This is a genomic window from Kitasatospora sp. NPDC059812 (genome assembly GCF_042732075.1).
Classification (GTDB): Bacteria; Actinomycetota; Actinomycetes; order Streptomycetales; family Streptomycetaceae; genus Kitasatospora.
In genome coordinates, this window is the sequence record NZ_JBHWIO010000002.1 from 191,326 (window position 1) to 211,715 (window position 20,390).

13 protein-coding genes and 1 rRNA gene are annotated in these 20,390 nt (G+C 72.9%); 8 read left to right on the forward strand and 6 right to left on the reverse strand.

Annotated elements, in window-relative coordinates; genetic code table 11:
- Nucleotides 1-158 precede the first annotated feature (158 nt).
- From ACFV6D_RS02020 to ACFV6D_RS02030, 3 genes are all read right to left on the reverse strand, one after another.
- Entirely contained in the window at nt 159-1,145 is a 987-nt protein-coding gene (locus ACFV6D_RS02020) for a hydroxymethylglutaryl-CoA lyase (protein WP_380557726.1), read from the reverse strand.
- Nucleotides 1,142-3,451 carry an acetyl/propionyl/methylcrotonyl-CoA carboxylase subunit alpha gene (locus tag ACFV6D_RS02025; RefSeq protein ID WP_380557729.1) on the reverse strand — a complete coding sequence of 770 codons (2,310 nt, stop codon included), beginning with the start codon at nt 3,449-3,451 and terminating at the stop codon, nt 1,142-1,144. Before ACFV6D_RS02025 ends, ACFV6D_RS02020 begins: the two co-directional genes overlap by 4 nt.
- Nucleotides 3,452-3,643: 192 nt before the next feature.
- Nucleotides 3,644-5,356 carry a carboxyl transferase domain-containing protein gene (locus tag ACFV6D_RS02030; RefSeq protein WP_380557732.1) on the reverse strand — a complete coding sequence of 571 codons (1,713 nt, stop codon included), beginning with the start codon at nt 5,354-5,356 and terminating at the stop codon, nt 3,644-3,646.
- A gap of 132 nt (nt 5,357-5,488) precedes the next feature.
- Here ACFV6D_RS02030 and ACFV6D_RS02035 point away from each other — a divergent pair, with 132 nt between their 5' ends.
- Nucleotides 5,489-6,130, forward strand: coding sequence for a TetR/AcrR family transcriptional regulator (locus ACFV6D_RS02035; protein WP_107452927.1), 642 nt, complete (start codon nt 5,489-5,491; stop codon nt 6,128-6,130).
- A gap of 346 nt (nt 6,131-6,476) precedes the next feature.
- On the forward strand, nt 6,477-10,526 hold the full coding sequence (locus ACFV6D_RS02040) for an ABC transporter transmembrane domain-containing protein (protein WP_380557735.1): 4,050 nt from the start codon (nt 6,477-6,479) through the stop codon (nt 10,524-10,526).
- A 56-nt stretch (nt 10,527-10,582) separates the two neighbouring features.
- On the opposite strand, the gene ACFV6D_RS02045 is transcribed toward ACFV6D_RS02040, so the two are convergent.
- Nucleotides 10,583-11,536 carry an ATP-grasp domain-containing protein gene (locus ACFV6D_RS02045; protein WP_380557738.1) on the reverse strand — a complete coding sequence of 318 codons (954 nt, stop codon included), beginning with the start codon at nt 11,534-11,536 and terminating at the stop codon, nt 10,583-10,585.
- Nucleotides 11,537-11,631: 95 nt separating this feature from the next.
- Here ACFV6D_RS02045 and ACFV6D_RS02050 point away from each other — a divergent pair, with 95 nt between their 5' ends.
- Nucleotides 11,632-12,165, forward strand: coding sequence for an NUDIX hydrolase (locus ACFV6D_RS02050; RefSeq protein ID WP_063349308.1), 534 nt, complete (start codon nt 11,632-11,634; stop codon nt 12,163-12,165).
- A gap of 110 nt (nt 12,166-12,275) precedes the next feature.
- Here the strand turns inward: ACFV6D_RS02050 and ACFV6D_RS02055 are convergent, their stop codons facing one another.
- Both ACFV6D_RS02055 and ACFV6D_RS02060 read right to left on the reverse strand, forming a co-directional pair.
- The gene (locus tag ACFV6D_RS02055; RefSeq protein WP_380557741.1) at nt 12,276-13,490 is read right to left on the reverse strand and encodes a hypothetical protein; all 1,215 of its coding nucleotides are present in this window, start codon (nt 13,488-13,490) and stop codon (nt 12,276-12,278) included.
- Between the two features lie 118 nt (nt 13,491-13,608).
- Nucleotides 13,609-14,724 carry an ABC transporter substrate-binding protein gene (locus tag ACFV6D_RS02060; RefSeq protein WP_380485678.1) on the reverse strand — a complete coding sequence of 372 codons (1,116 nt, stop codon included), beginning with the start codon at nt 14,722-14,724 and terminating at the stop codon, nt 13,609-13,611.
- A gap of 322 nt (nt 14,725-15,046) precedes the next feature.
- Between ACFV6D_RS02060 and ACFV6D_RS02065 the strand changes: the two genes are divergently transcribed.
- The 5 genes from ACFV6D_RS02065 to ACFV6D_RS02085 all read left to right on the forward strand — a co-directional run.
- Entirely contained in the window at nt 15,047-16,618 is a 1,572-nt protein-coding gene (locus ACFV6D_RS02065; RefSeq protein ID WP_063349310.1) for an APC family permease, read from the forward strand.
- 256 nt (nt 16,619-16,874) lie between these two features.
- Nucleotides 16,875-17,948, forward strand: a complete 1,074-nt coding sequence (trpS, locus tag ACFV6D_RS02070; RefSeq protein ID WP_380557744.1) for a tryptophan--tRNA ligase — start codon at nt 16,875-16,877, stop codon at nt 17,946-17,948.
- A 161-nt stretch (nt 17,949-18,109) separates the two neighbouring features.
- On the forward strand, nt 18,110-19,066 hold the full coding sequence (locus tag ACFV6D_RS02075) for an LD-carboxypeptidase (RefSeq protein WP_380557747.1): 957 nt from the start codon (nt 18,110-18,112) through the stop codon (nt 19,064-19,066).
- 31 nt (nt 19,067-19,097) lie between these two features.
- Nucleotides 19,098-19,772 carry a nucleoside/nucleotide kinase family protein gene (locus ACFV6D_RS02080; RefSeq protein WP_063349312.1) on the forward strand — a complete coding sequence of 225 codons (675 nt, stop codon included), beginning with the start codon at nt 19,098-19,100 and terminating at the stop codon, nt 19,770-19,772.
- A gap of 526 nt (nt 19,773-20,298) precedes the next feature.
- A 16S ribosomal RNA gene (locus tag ACFV6D_RS02085) occupies nt 20,299-20,390 on the forward strand; the annotation flags it as partial.

A 20,390-nucleotide genomic window follows, 5' to 3' on the forward strand; every position in this document is an offset into this window, starting at 1 on the left:
AGCCCGGCCGGGGTGGCCGCGGGCGTGAGCGGGACGACCGGCGTCCGTCTGACGGTGTGACGGTCGCACGGTGTGGTTGGACGATGAACGTGGTGCCCGGTGCCGGCCGCGGCCGGGATTCCGCGCGGCTGGCACCGGGGAGCGGTGGTGGGGCGGGGTCAGCCCCGGGCGGCGCCGAGCAGCGCCTGGACGGTGCGGGACGGGCTCGGACGGCCGAGCCGCTCGGCCATCCACCCGCTGGTGGCGACCAGCGCGCGCAGGTCGACCCCGGTCCGGATGCCGAGCCCGTGCAGCATCCACACCAGGTCCTCGGTGGCCAGGTTGCCGGTGGCGCTCTTCGCGTACGGGCAGCCGCCGAGGCCGCCCGCCGACGCGTCCACCGTGGTGACCCCCTCGCGCAGGGCCGCCAGGGTGTTGCTGAGCGCCTGGCCGTAGGTGTCGTGGAAGTGCACGGCGAGCCGGTCGGCCGGCGCCCCGGCCCGTGCGAAGCCGGCCAGCAGGGCGCCGACCTGCCCGGGGGTGGCCACGCCGATGGTGTCGCCGAGGCTCAGCTCCGCGCAGCCCATCTCCAGCAGCCGCACGCCGTACCCGACCACCTGGGAGACCGGGACCGGACCTTCCCAGGGGTCTCCGAAGCACATCGAGAGGTAGCCGCGGACCGCCAGCCCGGCCTCGGTCGCCCGCGTCACGACCGGGCGGAACATCGCCATCGCCTCGTCCGCCGAGCGGTTGAGGTTGCGGCGGGCGAAGGTCTCGGTGGCGCTGGCGAACACCGCGACGTCGGTGGCGTGGTGGGCGAGCGCCCGGTCGAGGCCGCGTTCGTTGGGCACCAGCACCGGCAGCCGCAGGCCGGGGTGGCGCTCCGGCAGGCCGGCGAGCCGGGGCATCAGTTCCTCGGCGTCGGCCAGCTGCGGGACCCATTTCGGGTGGACGAAGCTGGTCGCCTCGACGGTGCGCAGCCCGGCGGCCGCGAGCCGGGCGATGAACTCCGCCTTGACCTCCACGGGCACCAGGGAGCCCTCGTTCTGCAGCCCGTCGCGCGGTCCGACCTCGTGGATCCGGACCTCCTCGGGCAGGCCGGGGGCGCGGACGGGGTCGGGCAGGCCCAGGTCCAGCGCGTCGGGCTCGCGGGCGGGTGCGGTCATGACCGCACCCCGGCGGGCGCGGGGGCGGCCTGCTCGTCGGCGCCGTCCCCGGCCGGGGCGACCACGACCAGCAGTTCCTCCATCGCGACGGTGGCGCCCGCGGTGGCCCGCAGCTCGGCCACCACGCCGTCGTGCGGGGCGGCGATCACGTGTTCCATCTTCATGGCCTCCAGCACGAGCAGGGGCTGGCCCTTGCGGACCGTCTCGCCCGTCGTGGTCTTGACGACGGTGACGGTTCCGGGCATCGGGGCGGTCAGGGCGCCGTGGTGGGCGGCGGTTCCGGCGGCGCGCTCGCCCACCGGATCGTGGGCGTGCAGCGACCAGGCGTCGCCCTCGATGCCGAGCCAGGTCACCGGGCCGGCGGCGAGGCCGGGAGCGGCGTCGGTGGCCAGCGTGAACGTGGTCTGCAGGCCGTCGACGGTCAGGTGCAGCCGGTCGGCGGTCCGGGTCGCGCGGGCGCGGTGGACGGGCCCGGCGCCGAGCCGGAGCTCGACCTCGCGGGTGAGCTCGGCGGGATTGTCAGTGGCATCGGCTACGTTGCCCGCAGTGATCGAACGGATGCGCACCGAGACCGGATCCTGGCCGGGGGTACGGAGTCGGTGGGTGGTCCAGGCGGGGGTGCCGCTCAGGCGCCAGCCGGAGGGAAGGGAGAAGGGGTCGGTCCAGCCGCCGGGGTCGGCGGCCGGGGTGAGGTCCAGGTGCCGCGCCAGCGCGGCCGCGTAGTAGAGGAGGTGGGCAGGTGGTGGCGTCTCGGCCGTCAGCGGGTCGGCAGTTGTGGCGTCGGCCTCGTGCGCGTCATCGGCCTCGTTGGCCTTGTCGGCCTCGCCGGTCTCGTTCGCGCCGTTCGGCGCGTTCGCCGGGGAGTACGGCGAGGCGAGCAGGGCGGGCTGCTGTTGGGCCGTCTGTTCCACCAGGCCGGTGTCCAGCCGGCCGGCGACGACCTCGGGGTGTGCGAGCAGCCGTCGCAGAAAGCCGGTGTTGGTGGTGACGCCCAGGATGCGGGTGTCGGCCAGCGCGGCGCGGAGCCGGCGCAGCGCGGTCGGGCGGTCGGGCCCGTACGCGATGACCTTGGCGAGCATCGGGTCGTAGGCGCTGGTGACGACGGATCCGGGGGCGACTCCGGAGTCGACGCGCACGCCCTCGCCCTGGGGCTCGTCCAGGACGAGGATGCGGCCGCCGGTGGGCAGGAAGTCCCGTTCCGGGTCCTCGGCGCAGATCCGGGCCTCGATGGCGTGGCCCAGGAAGGAGATGTCGGACTGATCGAAGGAGAGCCGTTCGCCCGAGGCGATCCGCAGCTGCCACTCGACCAGGTCGAGTCGGGCTGAATCGTCGCCGACGGCGACGGCGAGTTCGGTGACGGGGTGTTCGACCTGGAGGCGGGTGTTCATCTCCATGAAGAAGAAGTCCCGTACCCCCTCGGTGGAGGCGGTGGCGGGGGAGTCCGGGTCGATGCCGGGAACGATGAATTCCACGGTGCCGGCCCCGGTGTAGCCGCAGGACTCCGCGGCGCGGACGGCCGCGGCGCCCATCGCGGCGCGGGTCTCGGCATTGAGCAGAACGGAGGGAGCCTCTTCGATCAGTTTCTGATGGCGGCGCTGGAGGCTGCATTCGCGCTCGCCGAGGTGGACGGTGGTGCCGTGGGCGTCGGCGAGCACCTGCACCTCGATGTGGCGCGGCCGGTCGACCCAGCGTTCCAGCAGCAGGGTGTCGTCGCCGAAGGCGGTCCGGGCGACGCGGCGGGCGGCGGCGATCTCGGTGGGCAGGTCGGCGCGGTCCCGCACGAGGCGCATGCCCTTGCCACCGCCTCCGGCGGACGGCTTGAGCAGGACGGGGTAGCCGATCTCGTCGGCGGCGGCGAGGAGATCCCCGTCGGTGGGCGCGGTGGCCTGGCTGCCGGGGACCACCGGAACGCCGGCGGTTCGGACGGCTTCCTTGGCGTTGATCTTGTCACCCATCAGCTCGACCGCACCGGGAGGAGGTCCGATGAAGACGAGGCCGGCGTCGGCGCAGGCGCGGGCGAAGCCGGCGTTCTCGGCGAGGAAGCCGTAACCGGGGTGGACGGCCTGGGCCCCGGTGCGGCGGGCGGCGGCGAGGATCTGGTCGGTGCGCAGGTAGGTCTCGGCCGCCGAGCTGTCGCTGCGGTCGGCCGGGCCGAGCCGGACGGCGACGTCGGCCTCGCGGACGTGCGGCGCGTCGGCGTCGGCGTCGCTGAACACGGCGACCGAGCGCACGCCGAGCCGCCGCAGGGTGCGGATCACCCGGAGGGCGATCTCGCCGCGGTTGGCGACCAGAACTGTGTCGAACATGGGAGGCGTTCCTCCGGGTCGAGGGGAGCCGTACGAAGGAGGTGGCGGCGGGGTGGCGGCGGTGGAGAGGAGGGCGCCGGCCCGGGTGCGTCGGCGCCGCGGGAGTCACGCCCGCAGGAGCGGGGTCACACCGACAGGAGAGGAGAGGAGAGGTCGCGTGGGAGGGGGCGGGTCACACCCGCCGGGGCGGGGTCACATCCGGAAGACCCCGTACGGGCCGGGCGGCGGGAGCGGGGCGTTGGCGCAGGCGGTGAGGGCGAGGCCGACGACGGTGCGGGTGTCCATCGGGTCGATCACGCCGTCATCCCAGAGGCGGGCGGTGGCGTAGTAGGCGTTGCCCTGGCGCTCGTACTGCTCGCGGACGGGGCGCTTGAACTCCTCCTCCGCCTCGGCCGGCCACTGCTCGCCGTGGGCCTCCAACTGGTCGCGGCGGACGGTGGCGAGGACGGACGCCGCCTGCTCGCCGCCCATCACGGAGATCTTCGAGCCCGGCCACATCCACAGGAAGCGAGGTGAGTAAGCCCGGCCGCACATCGAGTAGTTGCCGGCTCCGTACGAGCCGCCGATCACCACGGTCAGCTTCGGGACGCGGGTGCTGGCGACGGCGTTGACCATCTTGGCGCCGTGCTTGGCGATGCCGCCCGCCTCGTACTGCCGGCCGACCATGAACCCGGTGATGTTCTGCAGGAAGAGGAGGGGGATGCCGCGCTGGTCGCACAACTCGATGAAGTGGGCGCCCTTGAGGGCCGACTCGGAGAACAGCACGCCGTTGTTGGCGACGATGCCGACGGGGTGGCCGTGGATCCGGGCGAAGCCGGTGACCAGGGTCGCGCCGTACTCGGCCTTGAACTCGGCGAACCGGCTGCCGTCGACCAGCCGGGCGATCACCTCGCGCACGTCGTAGGGCGTGCGCGGGTCGACCGGGACGGCCCCGTACAGGCCGGCCGGGTCCACGGCCGGCGGCTCGACCGGGGTGAGCGGCCACGGCCTGGCCGAGCGCGGGCCGAGCCCGGCCACGATCGTGCGGACGATGGAGAGGGCGTGGGCGTCGTCCTCGGCCAGGTGGTCCGTCACCCCCGAGGTGCGGGAGTGCAGGTCACCGCCGCCCAGTTCCTCGGCGGTGACCACCTCTCCGGTGGCGGCCTTCACCAGCGGTGGCCCGCCCAGGAAGATCGTGCCCTGGTTGCGGACGATCACGGCCTGGTCGCTCATCGCCGGGACGTACGCCCCGCCGGCCGTGCAGGAACCGAGCACGGCGGCGATCTGCGGGATGCCCGCGGCGGAGAGCCTGGCCTGGTTGTAGAAGATCCGGCCGAAGTGGTCGCGGTCCGGGAAGACCTCGTCCTGCATGGGGAGGAAGGCGCCGCCGGAGTCCACCAGGTAGACGCAGGGCAGCCGGTTCTCCAGCGCGACCTCCTGGGCGCGCAGGTGCTTCTTCACGGTCATCGGGTAGTAGGTGCCGCCCTTGACGGTGGCGTCGTTGGCGACCACCACCACCTCGCGCCCGGCGACCCGGCCGATGCCCGCGATCACCCCGGCCGCGGGCGCCGCCCCGTCGTACATCCCGTCGGCGGCCAGCGGGGCCAGTTCCAGGAAGGGCGAGGCCGGGTCGAGCAGGGCGTCCACCCGGTCGCGGGGGAGCAGCTTGCCGCGCGCCGTGTGCCGGGCGCGGGCCCTGGCGCCGCCGCCGAGGGCCGCCGCGTCGAGCTTCTCGCGCAGCTCGGCGACCAGGGCCCGGTGTGCCTCGGTGTTGGCGCGGTAGGCGGTGGAGCCCGGGTCGGCCGCGGTGCCGAGCCGGGGCGCGGGAGCAGCGGCTCCCGGCGGTACGGCACCTGGCGCCGCCGTGGTGCCGGCCGCTGTGCTGCCATGGACGCCGGTGGGTACACCGGCGGTTGAGATGACCATTCCCAAGAGCTCCCTTGCCCTCGGCACCAGGCGGGCGGCCGGATGCGGTGCGCCCATGGACCCCACGTTAATTAACGTTAACTTGCGCGCCCAGGTTAACGGCCGATAACCCCACTGTCTACGATGGGCAGCATGCCGAACGTCCCCGCAGCCTCCGCGCTCCCACGCCGCGACCAGATCCGTCGGGAGGCCGCGCGGCTCTTCGCGGCCCGGGGTTTCCTCGGGGTGGGTGTAGACGAGATCGGCAAGGCCGTCGGCATCAGCGGCCCCGGGCTCTACCGCCACTTCGCCGGAAAGGACGCGATGCTCGCCGATCTGCTGATCGGCATCAGCGAGCGCCTGCTGGAGGAGGGGCGGCGCCGGGCGGGGGGCGGCGACGGTCCGGCCGCCGCGCTGGACGCGCTGATCGGCGGCCACGTCGACTTCGCCCTCGACGACCGCGACCTGATCACCCTCCACGACCGCGAGCTGCTGAACCTCAAGGAGGAGGACCGCCGCACCGTCCGTCGGCTCCAGCGCGGCTACGTCGAGCTCTGGGTGGACGTGGTCCGGCAGGTCTATCCGCAGCTGACGGGCCCCGCCGCCGAACCGGTGGCCAGGGCCGCCGTCCACGCGGTCTTCGGCCTGATCAACTCGACCCCGCACAGCCTCGGCCCGGGCCCCGCCCAGGACGAGCGCTCCGGCCTCCAGCGCGACGGCATGGCCGTCCTGCTGCACGCCCTCGCCCACGGCGCCTTCGCGGCGGCGGCCGAGTCGGTGTCCGCGCAGGCCTGAGTCCTGCGCACCCGGACGGCCCGCTCGGCAGTCCAGGCCCGAGGGTTGGCGGTTCGACCCTGAGGCCGGAGGTCTAGGACCAAAGGACGGCGCCCGCCCGCCCCGGGCCGCTGGGCCTTCGGCGGCCCGTCCGCGACCCTGGAGGCAGGCGACCCCGGAGGCGGGCGACCCTGGAGGCGGGCGGGTCGGCGGGCCGTGCGTTCGTTCGGCCGGGAATCACCGCAGGCCGCAGGCTGTTGGCCAGTCCGCCGGACCGGACGATCCGGGCCGCCCCGGCCCGCTCCGGCCCCATCCGGGCCGGAAACGCCATGGCGGCCACCCGATGAAATGGTTAGCATCCCTAAATATGCCTGAGACTCACGGATCCACGGTGGAGCAATCCCCGAGCGGCTCACCGGCCCCCGGCGCGAGCCCGCAGCCGGACGGCGCCCACCCGCAGCCGGACGGCAACGACCCGCAGGCCGTCGGCTGGCTGCGCCGCCTGGTCGGCTACTGCTGGCGCTCCCGCCGCAGCGTGCTGCTCGCCTTCGGCGCCTCGCTCGTCGGCATGGCCGTCACCTCGCTGGTGCCGCTGGTCACCAAGCTGATCATCGACGACGTCATCACCGCGCACACCCGTTCGCTGGTCCCCTGGGCGGTGGTGCTGCTGCTCGCCGCCGTCGTCGTCTTCGGTTGCACCCAGGTCCGCCGCTACTACGGCGGCCAGCTCGCCCTGGACGTCCAGCACGACATGCGCAGCGACCTGTTCCGCTCGCTCGGCCGGCTCGACGGCCACCGCCAGGACCGGCTGGACACCGGCCAGGTGGTCGGACGCGCGACCTCCGACCTCCAGCTGATCAACGGCCTGCTCTCGATGCTGCCGATGATGACCGGCTACCTGCTGATGTTCGTCATGTCGCTGGCCGTGATGGTCTGGCTCTCCCCGCCGCTCACCCTGATAGCCCTGGTGATGGCCCCCGCGCTGTGGTGGATCACCGTCCTCAGCCGGAAGCGACTCTTCCCCGCCACCTGGGCCGCCCAGCAGGAGGCGGCCGCCGTCGCGGGTGTGGTGGACGGCGCGATCGGCGGTGTCCGGGTGGTCAAGGGCTTCGGTCAGGAGGCGCAGGAGCTGGACAAGCTGGAGCGGGCCTCCCGCAACCTGTTCGCGGCCCGGCTCCGGTCGATCCGGCTCAACGCCCGCTACAACCCGGCGATGCAGGCCGTCCCGGCGCTCGCGCAGGTCGCGGTGCTGGCCTTCGGCGGCTGGCTGGCCGTCGACGGCCAGGTGTCGCTCGGGACCTTCGTGGCCTTCTCCACCTACGTCGCGCAGATGACCGGACCGGTGCGGATGCTCACCATGGTCATCACGGTCGGCCAGCAGGCCCGGGCCGGCGTGGAGCGCGTCCTCCAGCTGATCGACGAGCGCCCGCTGGTCCAGGAGCGCCCGGACGCGCTCACCCTGGACCTCACCGGGGACGGCACCCGCGAAGGCGCCGCCACCGGCGTCCGTGAAGGCAGCACCGCAGGCCCCCGCGCCACCGCAGACACCCGTGCCACCGCAGGCCCCCGAACCTCCGATGTCGCCCTGGAGTTCGACCAGGTCGAGTTCCGCTACGACCCCGAGCATCCCGCCCCCGTCCTGCACGGCCTCAGCCTGAAGCTGGCCCCCGGCGAGACCCTCGCCCTGGTCGGGGCTTCCGGCTCCGGCAAGTCGACGGTGGCACAGCTGGTGCCGCGCTTCTACGACCCGGCGGCCGGCGCCGTCCGCCTCTACGGCCACGACCTGCGCGACCTCACCCTGGACTCGGTCCGGTCGGCGGTCGGCATCGTCCCCGAGGAGAGCTTCCTGTTCTCCGAGTCGGTCCGCACCAACATCGCCTACGGCCGTCCGGACGCCACGGACGAGCAGGTCGTGGCGGCCGCGCGGGCCGCCCAGGCCGACGAGTTCGTCCGCGCGCTGCCGGACGGCTACGAGACCAAGGTCGGCGAGCAGGGCCTGACCCTCTCCGGAGGCCAGCGCCAGCGGATCGCGCTGGCCCGGGCGATCCTCACCGACCCCCGGATCCTGCTGCTGGACGATGCCACCTCGGCGGTGGACCCGCAGGTCGAGGCGGAGATCCACGACGCGCTGCGTTCGGTGATGACCGGCCGCACCACGCTGCTGATCGCCCACCGCCGCTCGACCCTGCAGCTCGCCGACCGGATAGCCGTCCTGGATCACGGCCGGCTGCTGGACATCGGCACGCACGAGGAACTCGACGCCCGATGTCCCCAGTACCGGGCTCTGATCACCGACCCCGAGGCCGGCCGCACACCCCGGTCGTCCGAGGCCCCGCAGACTGTCGAGCAGACCTCTCCGCAGACCCCCGAGCAGCCCGCCGGGCAGCAGGCCCCCGAGCAGCGGACCGCTGAGCAGGCCGCCGAGCAGACCGAGGCGCGGTCCACCTCCGAGCAGGTCGACGAACCGACCCCCACGCAGGCCCCGGAACCCGTCGCCTCGCAACCCGCCGCCCCTGCCACCCCCGACCTCCCCACCCCCGCCCTGGTCAAGGCGGCCCGCACCGCCGACCCCGACCTGCTGGCCAGGGTCGCGGCCCTCCCGCCGGCCGCCGACTCCCCGGCGGTCCCGCGCGCCGAGGCCGAGGCCGGTGACCCGGACTTCACCCTCCGCCGCCTGCTGCGCCCCTTCCGCGTCCCGCTCGCCCTGGCCCTGCTGCTCGTCGCGCTCGACGCGGCTTCCGGCCTGGTGCTGCCGGTGCTGATCCGGCACGGCATCGACCAGGGCGTCAGCAAGGCCCTGATGTCCGGGGTCGCCGTGGCCGCGCTCGCCGCGCTGGTGGTGGTGCTGCTGGACTGGTTGGTGCAGAGCGCCGAGAACCGGGTCAGCGGCCGTACTGGTGAGCGGGTGCTCTACATGCTCCGCCTCAAGATCTTCGCCCACCTCAACCGGCTCGGCCTGGACTACTACGAGCGCGAGCTGTCCGGGCGGATCATGACCCGGATGACCACCGACCTGGACTCGTTGACGTCCTTCCTGCAGACCGGCGTGGTCACTGCCGTGGTCAGCCTGCTGACCTTCGGCGGGATCTTCGCCGCGCTGCTGATCATCGACGCCGGCCTGGCCCTGGTGGTCTTCGCGGTGCTGCCCCTGCTGGTGATCGCGACGCTGGTGTTCCGCCGGAAGTCCAGGGACCAGTACGAGCTGTCCCGGGACCTCATCAGCACCGTCAACGCCGACCTCCAGGAGAACGTGGCGGGCATGCGGATCGTCCAGGCCTTCCGCCGCCTGGACACCAACACGGACCGCTTCGTCGCCAGGGGCGTCGCCTACCGCGAGGCCCGGGTGCGCGCGCAGCTGTACATCTCGCTGTACTTCCCGTTCGTCCAGTTCCTCTCCAGCGTGGCCGCCGCGCTGGTGCTGATCGTGGGCGCGGCCCGGGTCGACGCCGGGACGCTGACGGTCGGCGCGCTGGTCGCGTACCTGCTGTACATCGATCTGTTCTTCGCGCCGGTCAACCAGCTGTCCCAGGTGTTCGACGGCTACCAGCAGGCTTCGGTGGGCCTCGGCCGGATCCGGGAGCTGCTGCGCACCCCGACCGCCACGGCCGAGGCGGCCGACCCCGTGCCGGTGCCCGAGGGGCTGCGCGGCGAGATCTCCTTCGAGGGTGTCGGTTTCGCCTACAACGGCGGTGCGGACGGCGCCCCGAACGTGCTGACCGGTGTGGACCTGCACATTCCGGCCGGGCAGACGGTGGCGCTGGTGGGCGAGACCGGTGCTGGCAAGTCGACGCTGGTGAAGCTGGTCGCCCGGTTCTACGACGCGACGGAGGGCACCGTGCGGGTGGACGGGGTCGACCTCACCCGCTTCGACCTGGCGCAGTACCGCCACCGGCTGGGCGTGGTGCCGCAGGAGGCGTACCTGTTCGCGGGCACGGTGCGCGAGGCGATCGCGTACGGCCGGCCCGACGCCTCGCCGGCGGAGGTGGAGGCGGCGGCCCGGGCGGTCGGTGCGCACGACATGATCGTCCGGTTGTCCGGCGGCTACGACCACGAGGTCGCGGGTCGCGGCCGCAACCTCTCGGCCGGCCAGCGGCAGTTGATCGCGCTGGCTCGGGCCGAACTGGTCGATCCGGACATCCTGCTGCTCGACGAGGCGACCGCGGCGCTCGACCTGGCCACCGAGGCGGTGGTCAACCAGGCCGCGGACCGGCTCAGCGGCGGCCGCACCACGCTGGTCATCGCCCACCGGCTGACCACCGCCGAGCGCGCCGACCGGGTCGTCGTGCTGGACCACGGCCGGGTGGTCGAGGACGGTACGCACACCGAGTTGCTCGCCCGGGGCGGCACGTACGCCCGGCTCTGGCAGGCGTTCATCGCGGACGGCCACCCGGCGGTCGAGGCCGTCGCCGCGGGGTAGCCGACTGCCCGCGATCAGCCTGGCGGACCGTCGCCGGCGGCCCGCCAGGCTGATCGTCAGGCGGCGATCAGCGAGGCCAGCAGGCCGGTGGCGTCGATCCCGTGCGGCAGGTCGCTGACCTGTCCGTCCCCGACCTCGACCACGCGCCAGCCGGAGCCGTCGGCCCGGCTGGCGAGGTCGGTGGTGACGAAGCGGCAGCCGAGCATCCGGACCAGGGGGCGGACGCCGGTGAGGTCGGGTTCGACATCGTGGTGGGGTGCGTCGGGGTGCGGCCCGACCAGGACGGGTTCGCCGTCCAGCCACCACACCCGCGCCTCCACGGCCCGCCCGCTCCCACGGCCCGAACGGTCATCCGACCCTCCGCCCGAGTCGTCGCCCGAGCTGCCGCCCGGCCCGTCGGCCGGCCGCTCGAACTCCTCGTACCGCCGCAGCACCACCCCGCCGGTCAGGAACTCGCCCTGGAGCTCGACGAACCGCGCCACCACCCGCCCGACGCTCGCCAGATCGGCCAACTCGGGGATGTAGCAGGCCTCGTGCCACTCGTGCTTGCGCGACTTCACGTAGTCCTTGACGATCGCCGGCCCGCTCCCGCCGAGCCGGGCCACGGCGGCCGCCAGCTCTTCCGGCCCGGGCACCGCGGAAGCGGCGGTGGGGATCCACGTACTGGGCGGAGTCGCCCCCTCGAACACGTCGTACCAGCCCGGCAGTTCGTGTGCCGTCGCATAGCCGGCCGGGCTGGTCAGCAGGGCGCAGCCGCGCGCGGCGAGCGCGGTGGCGAAACCGGCGTAGCGGGCGGACGGAAGCATCCAGCCCCGGTACCAGAGCGGACCCCGGTCCTGCGGCACCCGCCGGACCGCCTGCTCGGCGTGCCCGGCGATCAGCGCGTCGTGGTCGACCAGGTGGTGCTCGCCGCCCAACTCCCGCAGCAGCCTGGCCTCCCAGGCGAAGTGCGGGTCGGGCCGGCGCGGGTTGAGCGGGTCGGCGGGGAAGAGGATCGCGGGTACGGGCATGGCCGTCAGGGTAAGGCCCGGGCGGGGCGGCGTCGGCGGCTTTCGGCGCGTCAAACCCGCTCGACGGCCCGGCCGGGTGCTGGGAGAGTGATCCGATGCGAAATCTGCTGAGACTCCGTACACGTGTCCCCCGGCAGGCGGCTCGCACGGTGGTCCTGGACGAGGACGGCTCGGTCTTCCTGCTCCGTTCGGACAACGACGAGGTCGGCGTCCACTGGACCATGCCGGGCGGCGGGTTGGAACCCGGCGAGACCCCGTGGACCGGCGCCCGGCGCGAACTCTGGGAGGAGACGGGCTGGAGTGACCTCGAACCGGGCCCGCTGCTCTGCACCTGGGAACACGACTTCACCTGGCACGGCACCCCGGTCCGTCAGCACGAGCACATCTACCTCACGGGCGGACCGCACCGCGGCCCGGTCGGTGACGTCAGCGCGGTGCACGCCGAGGACCGGATCCTCGACTGGCGCTGGTGGACCCCGGCCGACCTGGCGGACGAGCACGCCGACGCGCTCTGGCCGCCCCGGCTGCCGGAGCTGCTGGCCGCCGTCCGCGAGGGCTGGGCCGTCGATGGGCGCCCCCCGGTACCCGTCGACCTCGGCTTCATCCCGAACGCCCCGGCCACCCGCTGACGGCCACCCGCTGACCGCTCCCCGACGCACGGCCGACCGCGATCTCCTGACCGCCGTCTCCTGACCGTCACCGGCGGGCCCCAAAAGCGCGCTGCTACGAACGCACGCCCCTACGGGCGCCCGCCGCGTCGCGCCCGCCCGCCCGGGCCGGATTCCCAACCGTGCAGGTCCAGCTCCCGGTCGTGCAGCGCGCAGGGGTTCATCAGCACGGTCAGTTGTGCGTCGGCCAACTGCTCGAAGGCGAGCCCGGTGGCGGACAGCAGTTGCTCGGTCGGCACCGAGACGGCGATGGCGGCGCGCCAGGAGGGCAGCACGATCAGGCTGGTGCCGCGGCCGATCCGGACCGGTTCCGCCGTAACCCGGACCGGCGCCCGCTCCTCCGGGCGGCCGACGGCCTCGGGCTGGTTCGGGCTGCCGCCGATCAGGATGCCGAGCGGTGTCTCGGCCCGCGCCTCCTCGGGGGCGGCGGCCGACGGAGCCGTCACCGCCCCGGTGCCTCCGATGAGTTCACCTGAACCGGGTGCGGCTGCCGCCCAGACCTCGGCCGGGAGAGTGGCGGAGGCCACGGGTGTCGTAGGTGCTGTCCCGATCGGTTCGGTCGCGGCCGTCTCCCGTGCGGCCGCCCCCTGCCCGGTCGCGTCGGCCTGCGGGTGCATCCGGCGCAGCCGGCGCGAGGGCGCGGGGCGCCGGGAGCCGGCGGCCCGGAGTTCCTCGCGCGCCGCGCGCAGCACGGGCACGGCCCGGTCGCCCTCGGGCGCGACGGCCGGCCGGCCGAACCTGCCGGCCCCGGTCCCGGTCCGCCCGCCCACGGCCTCGGCGCCGCCACCCGGAACGTCTCCACGGTGCTCAACACCCGCGCCGCCCGCGCCGCCCTCACGGACCTCGCCGTCCTCGCAGTCCCCGTCCTCGGCGCTCTCGCCCAGCAGCGCCCGGACTTCCGTAGCCGATCGCCGGCACGCGGCCGCCAGGTCGGCGACCGAGCGGCCTTGGGCGCGGGCGGCCCGCAGCCGGTCGGCGAGCGCCGCCCGCAGCCGCGAGGTGGTCGGATCGTCCGCAGCCGCCTCGCCCCTCGCCGCCGCGAGTCCGCCGTCTGCCCCGCCGTCCTCCCGTCCGCGCGGCTGCGGCACCGAGTCGTGGCGTGAGCCGCCGGCCTGGCGTGGCCCGCCGGCGGTGCCGGACGGGGCGGCGCCCGGAGTGCCGGAAGGGCCGGTCTCGGCGGCCGTCGCGATGGAGCAGCGTGCGGCGTGCGGGGGCGCGGATCCGGCGCTGTCCCCGGGCGGGCCGGGCAGGGACGGGTCGGTTGCGGCGGGGTGGAGCGAGGTCATCGGCACGGGCCCTTCGGCGGACGGTCCGGATGATCCTCCCGCACCGCGCGACCAGCTCCAAGCATCAATTCCGGGGGTGTGCGCGAGACCACTGCCCGCCCCTACACCCCGTGTCGGCTCAAGTGCCGGGCGCGACGAAGCCCTTGAGGTCGGCGAGCACCGCGTTGGCCGCCATGACACCGAGCCCGAGGAACCAGGTCTCGTCCGAAACCGGCCGGGCCTGACCGGACTTGACCGCGCCGAGGGTCTTCCAGAGCGCGCCGCCGAGCACCGCGTCCTGGTTGGTGGAGCTGGGGCTGCCGTACACGCCGTAGAAGATCCAGTCGGCGTCGGCCTTGTCGATCTGTTCCGGGCTGACCTCCACCGCGAGTTCCTTGACCTGTTCGATCTTGGGCTGCGGCAGCGGGATGTCGGTGAGGATGGTGCCGATGAAGGACAGCTCGGCGTACAGCCGGGTCCGGCCGGGCATGAAGCGCAGCGGCGTGATGGTGGGCCGCTTGTCGCCGAGCTTGGCGCCGATCGCGGTGGCGGCCGCCTGGTACGCGTCGAGCTGGGTCTTGGCCTCGGCCTCCAGGCCGAACGGGCTGGCGTTGAGCTGGAAGTTCTGCTTCCAGGGGTAGCCGGGGCGCAGCGAGAAGACGGTCGGCGCGATCTTGGACAGCTGCGCGTACTGGTCCTGGGCGCGCAGCTGGCTGCCGAGGATCAGGTCGGGCTTGAGCGCGGCGATGGCCTCCAGGTTGAGGCTGTTGATGGTGCCGACGTTGGCCGGGTTGCCGGCCTTGTCCTTGAGGTAGGACGGCAGGGACTTGGAGCCGTCGGTGTAGACGATGCCGACCGGCTGGATGCCGAGTGCGACGACGTTGTCGAGTTCGCCGGTGTCCAGCACCACGACCCGGGTGGGCTTGGCGGGGATGACGGTCTCGCCCATGGCGTGCTTGACGGTGCGCGGGTAGACGCCGGGGGCGGCGTCGGTGCCGAAGCCCTTCATCTTCTCGATCACGGTGGCGTAGTCGTCGCCGCCCTGCTTGACCGACTTCTGGTCGGGCGATGCGCCGCCGGCGCCGGGGGTCGCGCCGCCTGAGCCGCCGTTGCCGCCCGAGCCGCCGGAGCTGCCGCAGGCGGTGAGCAGTCCGCCGAGGCCGAGGGCCGCCCCACCGGCGATCCCGGCGGAGAGGAACCTGCGGCGGGAGGGGGTGCGGGGGACGAGGACCAGGTCGTCGGGGTGGGGGGCCACGCGACGCTCCTTCGAATCGAGGTTAGGTGAGGCAAACCTATCCGAAGCACTCGAGGGGGGGCGTAGTGGCCCGTCCGAGCTGAGGGCGAACCATCTCAAACCTTGACATAAGGGAGAAATTCTCTTGACCCTGATCCTTTGAAACCAAGGTACACCGCTTAACGCGCCGTTAATGCTGCACCTTGACGGCCTTCGCCGAGAACGAATCGAAGCAAGTGGTTTAGATCACCAAGGGTTGGTCTACTCAACCTTCCATGCTCGCGCCTAGGGTGCGCTGGTGTTTGATCAGCAGCTCTCAGAGCACGGAAGCAGCGGCCGGGCAATGGCGCCCGACGCTCCGCAGGGTGCCCCGGTCAGTGGCATCAGTGGTGGAGTCCCCGACCAGGGGACAGCTGGGGGAGCGGGGGACAAGGGTCTACGGGGCAACTCGGTGGGCCTGCTGGGCAGTGTGGTCCTGGGCGTTTCCACGGTCGCCCCGGTCTACTGCCTGACCGCGACACTCGGGCCGACCGTCACCGCGGTCGGCGTCCAGATGCCCGCCGTGTTCCTGGCCGGCTTCCTGCCGATGCTGCTCGTCGCGTTCGCCTACAAGGAGCTGAACAAGGACTTCCCGGACTGCGGCACGTCCTTCACCTGGACGGTCAAGGCCTTCGGCCCCCGGGTCGGCTGGATGGCCGGCTGGGGCCTGACCGTCGCGACCATCATCGTGCTGTCCAACCTGGCCGGGGTCGCGACCGACTTCCTCTACCTGATGCTCGGCGAGATGACCGGCAGGAGCTGGGTCGCCGAACTCGACCAGAACCAGGCCGTCCACCTGCTCACCGTCGTCCTGCTGATCGCCGGCGCCACCGCGATGAGCTACCGGGGGATGACCGCCACCAAGTGGTTCCAGTACAGCCTGGTCGGCCTCCAACTCGCCGTGCTGGTGCTCTTCTCGGCCATCGCCATCGGCAAGGCCGCCGCCGGCGACCTGCCCGACTCGATCGGCTTCTCGTTCTCCTGGCTCAACCCGCTCCAGGTCAGCTCCTTCAGCGCCTTCACCGCCGGCCTGTCGCTGTCGATCTTCATGTACTGGGGCTGGGACACCTGCCTCACCATGAACGAGGAGACCCTCGGCAGCACCAAGACCCCCGGTCGCGCCGCGATGGTCTCCATGGTCACCCTGGTCGGCTCGTACCTGCTGGTCGCGATCTCCGCCCAGATGTTCGCGGGCGTCGGCTCCACCGGATCCGGCCTCAGCAACCCGGAGACCTCCGACAACGTCTTCGCCGCGCTCGCCCGCCCGGTCCTCGGCTCGCCGTGGAGCGTCCTGCTCTTCCTGGCCGTCGTCGCCAGCGCCGCCGCCAGCCTCCAGACCACCTTCATCCCGGTGGCCCGCACCCTGCTCGCGATGAGCGCCTACCGCGCCGTGCCACCGCGCTTCGGCGCCGTCCACCCGCGCTTCCGCACCCCCGGGTACGCCACCGTCGCGGCCGGCATCGCCACCGCCGTCTTCTACGTCGGCATGAGCCTGATCAGCGAGAACGTCGTCCAGGACACCATCCTGGCGCTCGGCCTGATGATCTGCTTCTACTACGCGCTGACCGCGTTCGCCTGCGTCTGGTACTTCCGCCGCTCGCTGCGCACCGGCCCCCGCGACCTGTTCCTCAAGGGCATCGCCCCGCTGCTCGGCGGCGTGCTGCTGAGCGGGGTATTCCTGCAGACCCTCACCGACGCCTGGAGCCCGGACTACGGCAGCGGCGCCGTCTTCGGCATCGGCTCGGTGTTCGTCATCGGCGTCGGCATCCTGCTGCTCGGCGCCGTCCTGATGACCTGCTACGGGCTGGCCCGGCCGGAGTTCTTCCGCGGCGAGACGCTGCGCAAGGACACCCCCGCGCTGGTCGTCGAGGACTGAGAGGGTCGGGAGGGTCGGGAGGACTGAGAGGACCGGGAGGACCGGGAGCGCCGAAAACCGACCACGCCGCCGGGCATCGACGCTATCCTCGACCGCATGAAGCTTTACGCGGGCCAGTGCTGGTGGCCGTCCTGAGGGACGGCCACCCCACCCGCTCGACCAGGGCCGTCCGGAATGGACGGCCCTTTCGCGTTTCCCATGGAACGGGCCCCCGCCCCGGACGGCCGCCACCACCGCCGTACCGAGGAGAAACCCGATGACGACCGCGACCAACGCGACGACCGCGACCAACGCGACGACCCCGTCCGTGGCCACCACCGCCACCTTCACCGCCGACCCGGCCGGCCACCGCGTCCTCACCGGGGACCGCCCCACCGGACCGCTGCACCTCGGCCACTACTTCGGCACCCTGCACAACCGCGTCCAGCTCCAGAACCAGGGCGTCGAGATGTTCGTCGTGATCGCCGACTACCAGGTCATCACCGACCGGGACATCGCCGACCGGCTCGCCGAGCACACCGAGAACCTCGTCCTCGACTACCTCGCGGCCGGCCTCGACCCCGACCGCGCCACGATCTTCGCGCACAGCGCCGTCCCCGCCCTCAACCAGCTGCTGCTGCCCTTCCTCAGCCTGGTCAGCGTCGCCGAACTGAACCGCAACCCCACCGTCAAGGACGAGATCGCGCACTCCCGCCAGTCCGCCGTCAACGGGCTGATGTTCACCTACCCCGCCCACCAGGCCGCCGACATCCTCTTCTGCAAGGCGAACCTCGTTCCGGTCGGCCAGGACCAGCTGCCCCACCTCGAAGTCGCCCGCACCATCGCCCGCCGCTTCAACGAGCGCTACCCGCACGTCGACGGCGGCACCGTCTTCCCCACCCCCCGCGCACTGCTCTCCGACGCCCCGCTGCTGCTCGGCACCGACGGCGGCAAGATGAGCAAGAGCCGGGGCAACTCCGTCCCCCTCGGCGCCACCGAGGACGAGACCGCCCGAATCATCCGCGGTGCCAGGACCGATGCCGACCGCCGGATCGACTACGACCCGGCCAACCGGCCCGAGGTCTCCAGCCTCGTCCTGCTCGCCGCGCTCTGTCAGGACCGCGCACCCGAGGAGATCGCCGAGGAACTCGGCGACGGCGGGGCCGCCGCGCTCAAGCGCACCGTCACCGACTCCGTCAACGAGTACCTCCGCCCCCTGCGCGCCCGCCGTGCCGAACTCGCCGCCGACCGAGGCCACCTGCGCCAGGTCCTGCGCGACGGGGCCGAACGCGCCAACGCCGTCGCCGACGCCACCCTCGACGAGGTCAGGAAGGTGATGGGGGCGATCTGAAGAACCGCCCCGCACCGTCGGGGCACCTCCGGCGTACCTTCGGCCCGAAGACGTCGGCTCGCGGACATCGGCCCGTCGAAACGGGGGCATATCGTCACCGGGCGGCCTCGACCACACCGAGGCCGCCCGTACCCGGCCTCCCCCGAAAGGCGTCCCGGCCCATGGACCAGCACCCGACCACGCCCGGCCAGGGTCTGACCCGCCCGCCGCACCTGCGCCCCGGCGACCACATCGCCGTCGTCGCCCCCAGCGGCCCGATCGACTCCCAGCGACTCACCGACGGCTGCGCGATCCTCCGCTCCTGGGGCCTGCGGGTCACCGTCGCCCCGCACGTCCTCGACGCCCACCCCACCCTCGGCTACCTCGCCGGCACCGACGCCGACCGCGCCGCCGACCTCCAGTCCGCCTGGCTCGACCCCACCGTCGACGCCGTCATCTGTGCCCGCGGAGGCTACGGCGTCCACCGCATGGTCGACCTGCTCGACTGGGACGCCATGCGCGCCGCCCCGCCCAAGCCGTTCATCGGCTTCAGCGACGTCTCCTCCCTCCAGGAGGCCTTCGCCCAGCGGCTCGGCATCGCCACCCTCTACGGGCCGATGAGCGCGGCCGGCTCCTTCATCGCCGACGGACCGACCGCCGAGCACCTGCGCCGCACCCTCTTCGAGCCCACGGCCACCACCGTGCTCACCTCACCGACCGCCACCGCCCTCGTCCCCGGCCGCGCCAGGGGCGTCACCGCGGGCGGCTGCGTCCACGTCCTCGCGGCCGAGCGCGGCACGCCCGCCGCCCGGCCCTCCTACGCCGGCGGCATCCTGATCCTGGAGGACGTCAACGAGCACCCGTACCAGCTCGATCGGCTCCTCACCCAGTTCCTGCGCTCCGGCGCGTTCGACGGGGTCGCCGGCATCGCACTCGGCTCCTGGGACGGCTGCGGACGGCTCGACCGCGTCCGGGACGTCATGCTCGACCGCCTCGGCCCGCTCGACATACCCGTCATCTGGGAACTCGGCTTCGGCCACTGCCCCTCCACCCTGACCGTCCCGCTCGGCGTCCCCGCCGTCCTCGACGCCGACGCCGGCACCCTCACCCTGGAAGTGCCCGCTCTCGCCGAGCGGTGAGGCCCGGGCCGGCGGTGAGTAGGGTGCGGCCATGAACGAGGACCGCCTCACCGCCCTCGCCCTCGGCTTCCTCCGGGGCCCGGGCAGCAACGCCCGTACGATCCTCGGACTTGCCGGCCCGCCCGCCGCCGGCAAGTCCACCCTGGCCCGGCACCTCGTCGCCGAGATCGAACGCGCCGAAGGCCCCGGCAGCGCCGGGTACGTCCCGCTCGACGGCTTCCACCTGTCCGCCGCCCAGCTGGACCGCCTCGCCCTGACCCACCGCAAGGGCGCCCCCGCCACCTTCGACGCCCACGGCTACGTCGCCCTGCTGCGCCGCATCGCCGCCGACCGCTTCCAGGACATCTACGTCCCCGACTTCGACCGCACCCTCGACGAACCGGTCGCCGCCCGCCACGTCGTCCGCCCGCACACCCGCCTCGTCATCACCGAGGGCAACTACCTCGCCTCCACCGACACCCCGTGGCCGGAGGCCCGCCGCCTGCTGCGCGAACTCTGGTACGTGGACACCGACGACGCCCTCCGCGAGGAGCGCCTGCTCCGCCGCCACCGCGACGGCGGCCGCGACGAGGCCACCGCCCGCCACTGGGTGACCGGCAACGACCACCCCAACGGCGAGTACGTGAAAGCCGGCCGCGCCCTCTGCACCCGGACCGTCCCCGGCAGCGGCTTGCCTGTGACGCCGGCCAGGGGTAGTGTTCTCTAGTCGCTCGGCAGGGAGCACCGGACACGCATCGGCGCGGACGGTCCCGGGGCGGCCAATCCTTTTGAAACACCATTTCCTGGTTCGGGCTGGGTCGCGTCTTGTCGCGGCTTGGTTCCTATTCGGCGTGTTCGTTTTATTGGATTGCGGCCGATTCGCTTTTCGGAGCGGGGATCGGCTAGAGTTTGAAACGTCGGACGGGGCGTCAAGCCGCAGAAGACACCAGCGAGTTGGATGAACGAAGCGCCGGAAACGGAGCGGAAAACATCTGGTAAGCTGGAAACACGAAAGAACGAAGCGCCCGGAGGGCCCGCTGGAAGGCGGTCCGAAGGAAGTGTCCGTTCCTTGAGAACTCAACAGCGTGCCAAAAGTCAACGCCAGATATGTTGACATCCCCGGCCTCAGATTCTTCTGGGGTTGGAGATTCCTTTTGAAGTAAAACACTAGCGAGGACGCAGTGCGCGGGACCGCCCTATTCCGGTGGTTGCCGTGCCGCTCAACGCGGGTGCCGCCCGATTGCGGGTAGACATTCACGGAGAGTTTGATCCTGGCTCAGGACGAACGCTGGCGGCGTGCTTAACACATGCAAGTCGAACGGTGAAGCCCTTCGGGGTGGATCAG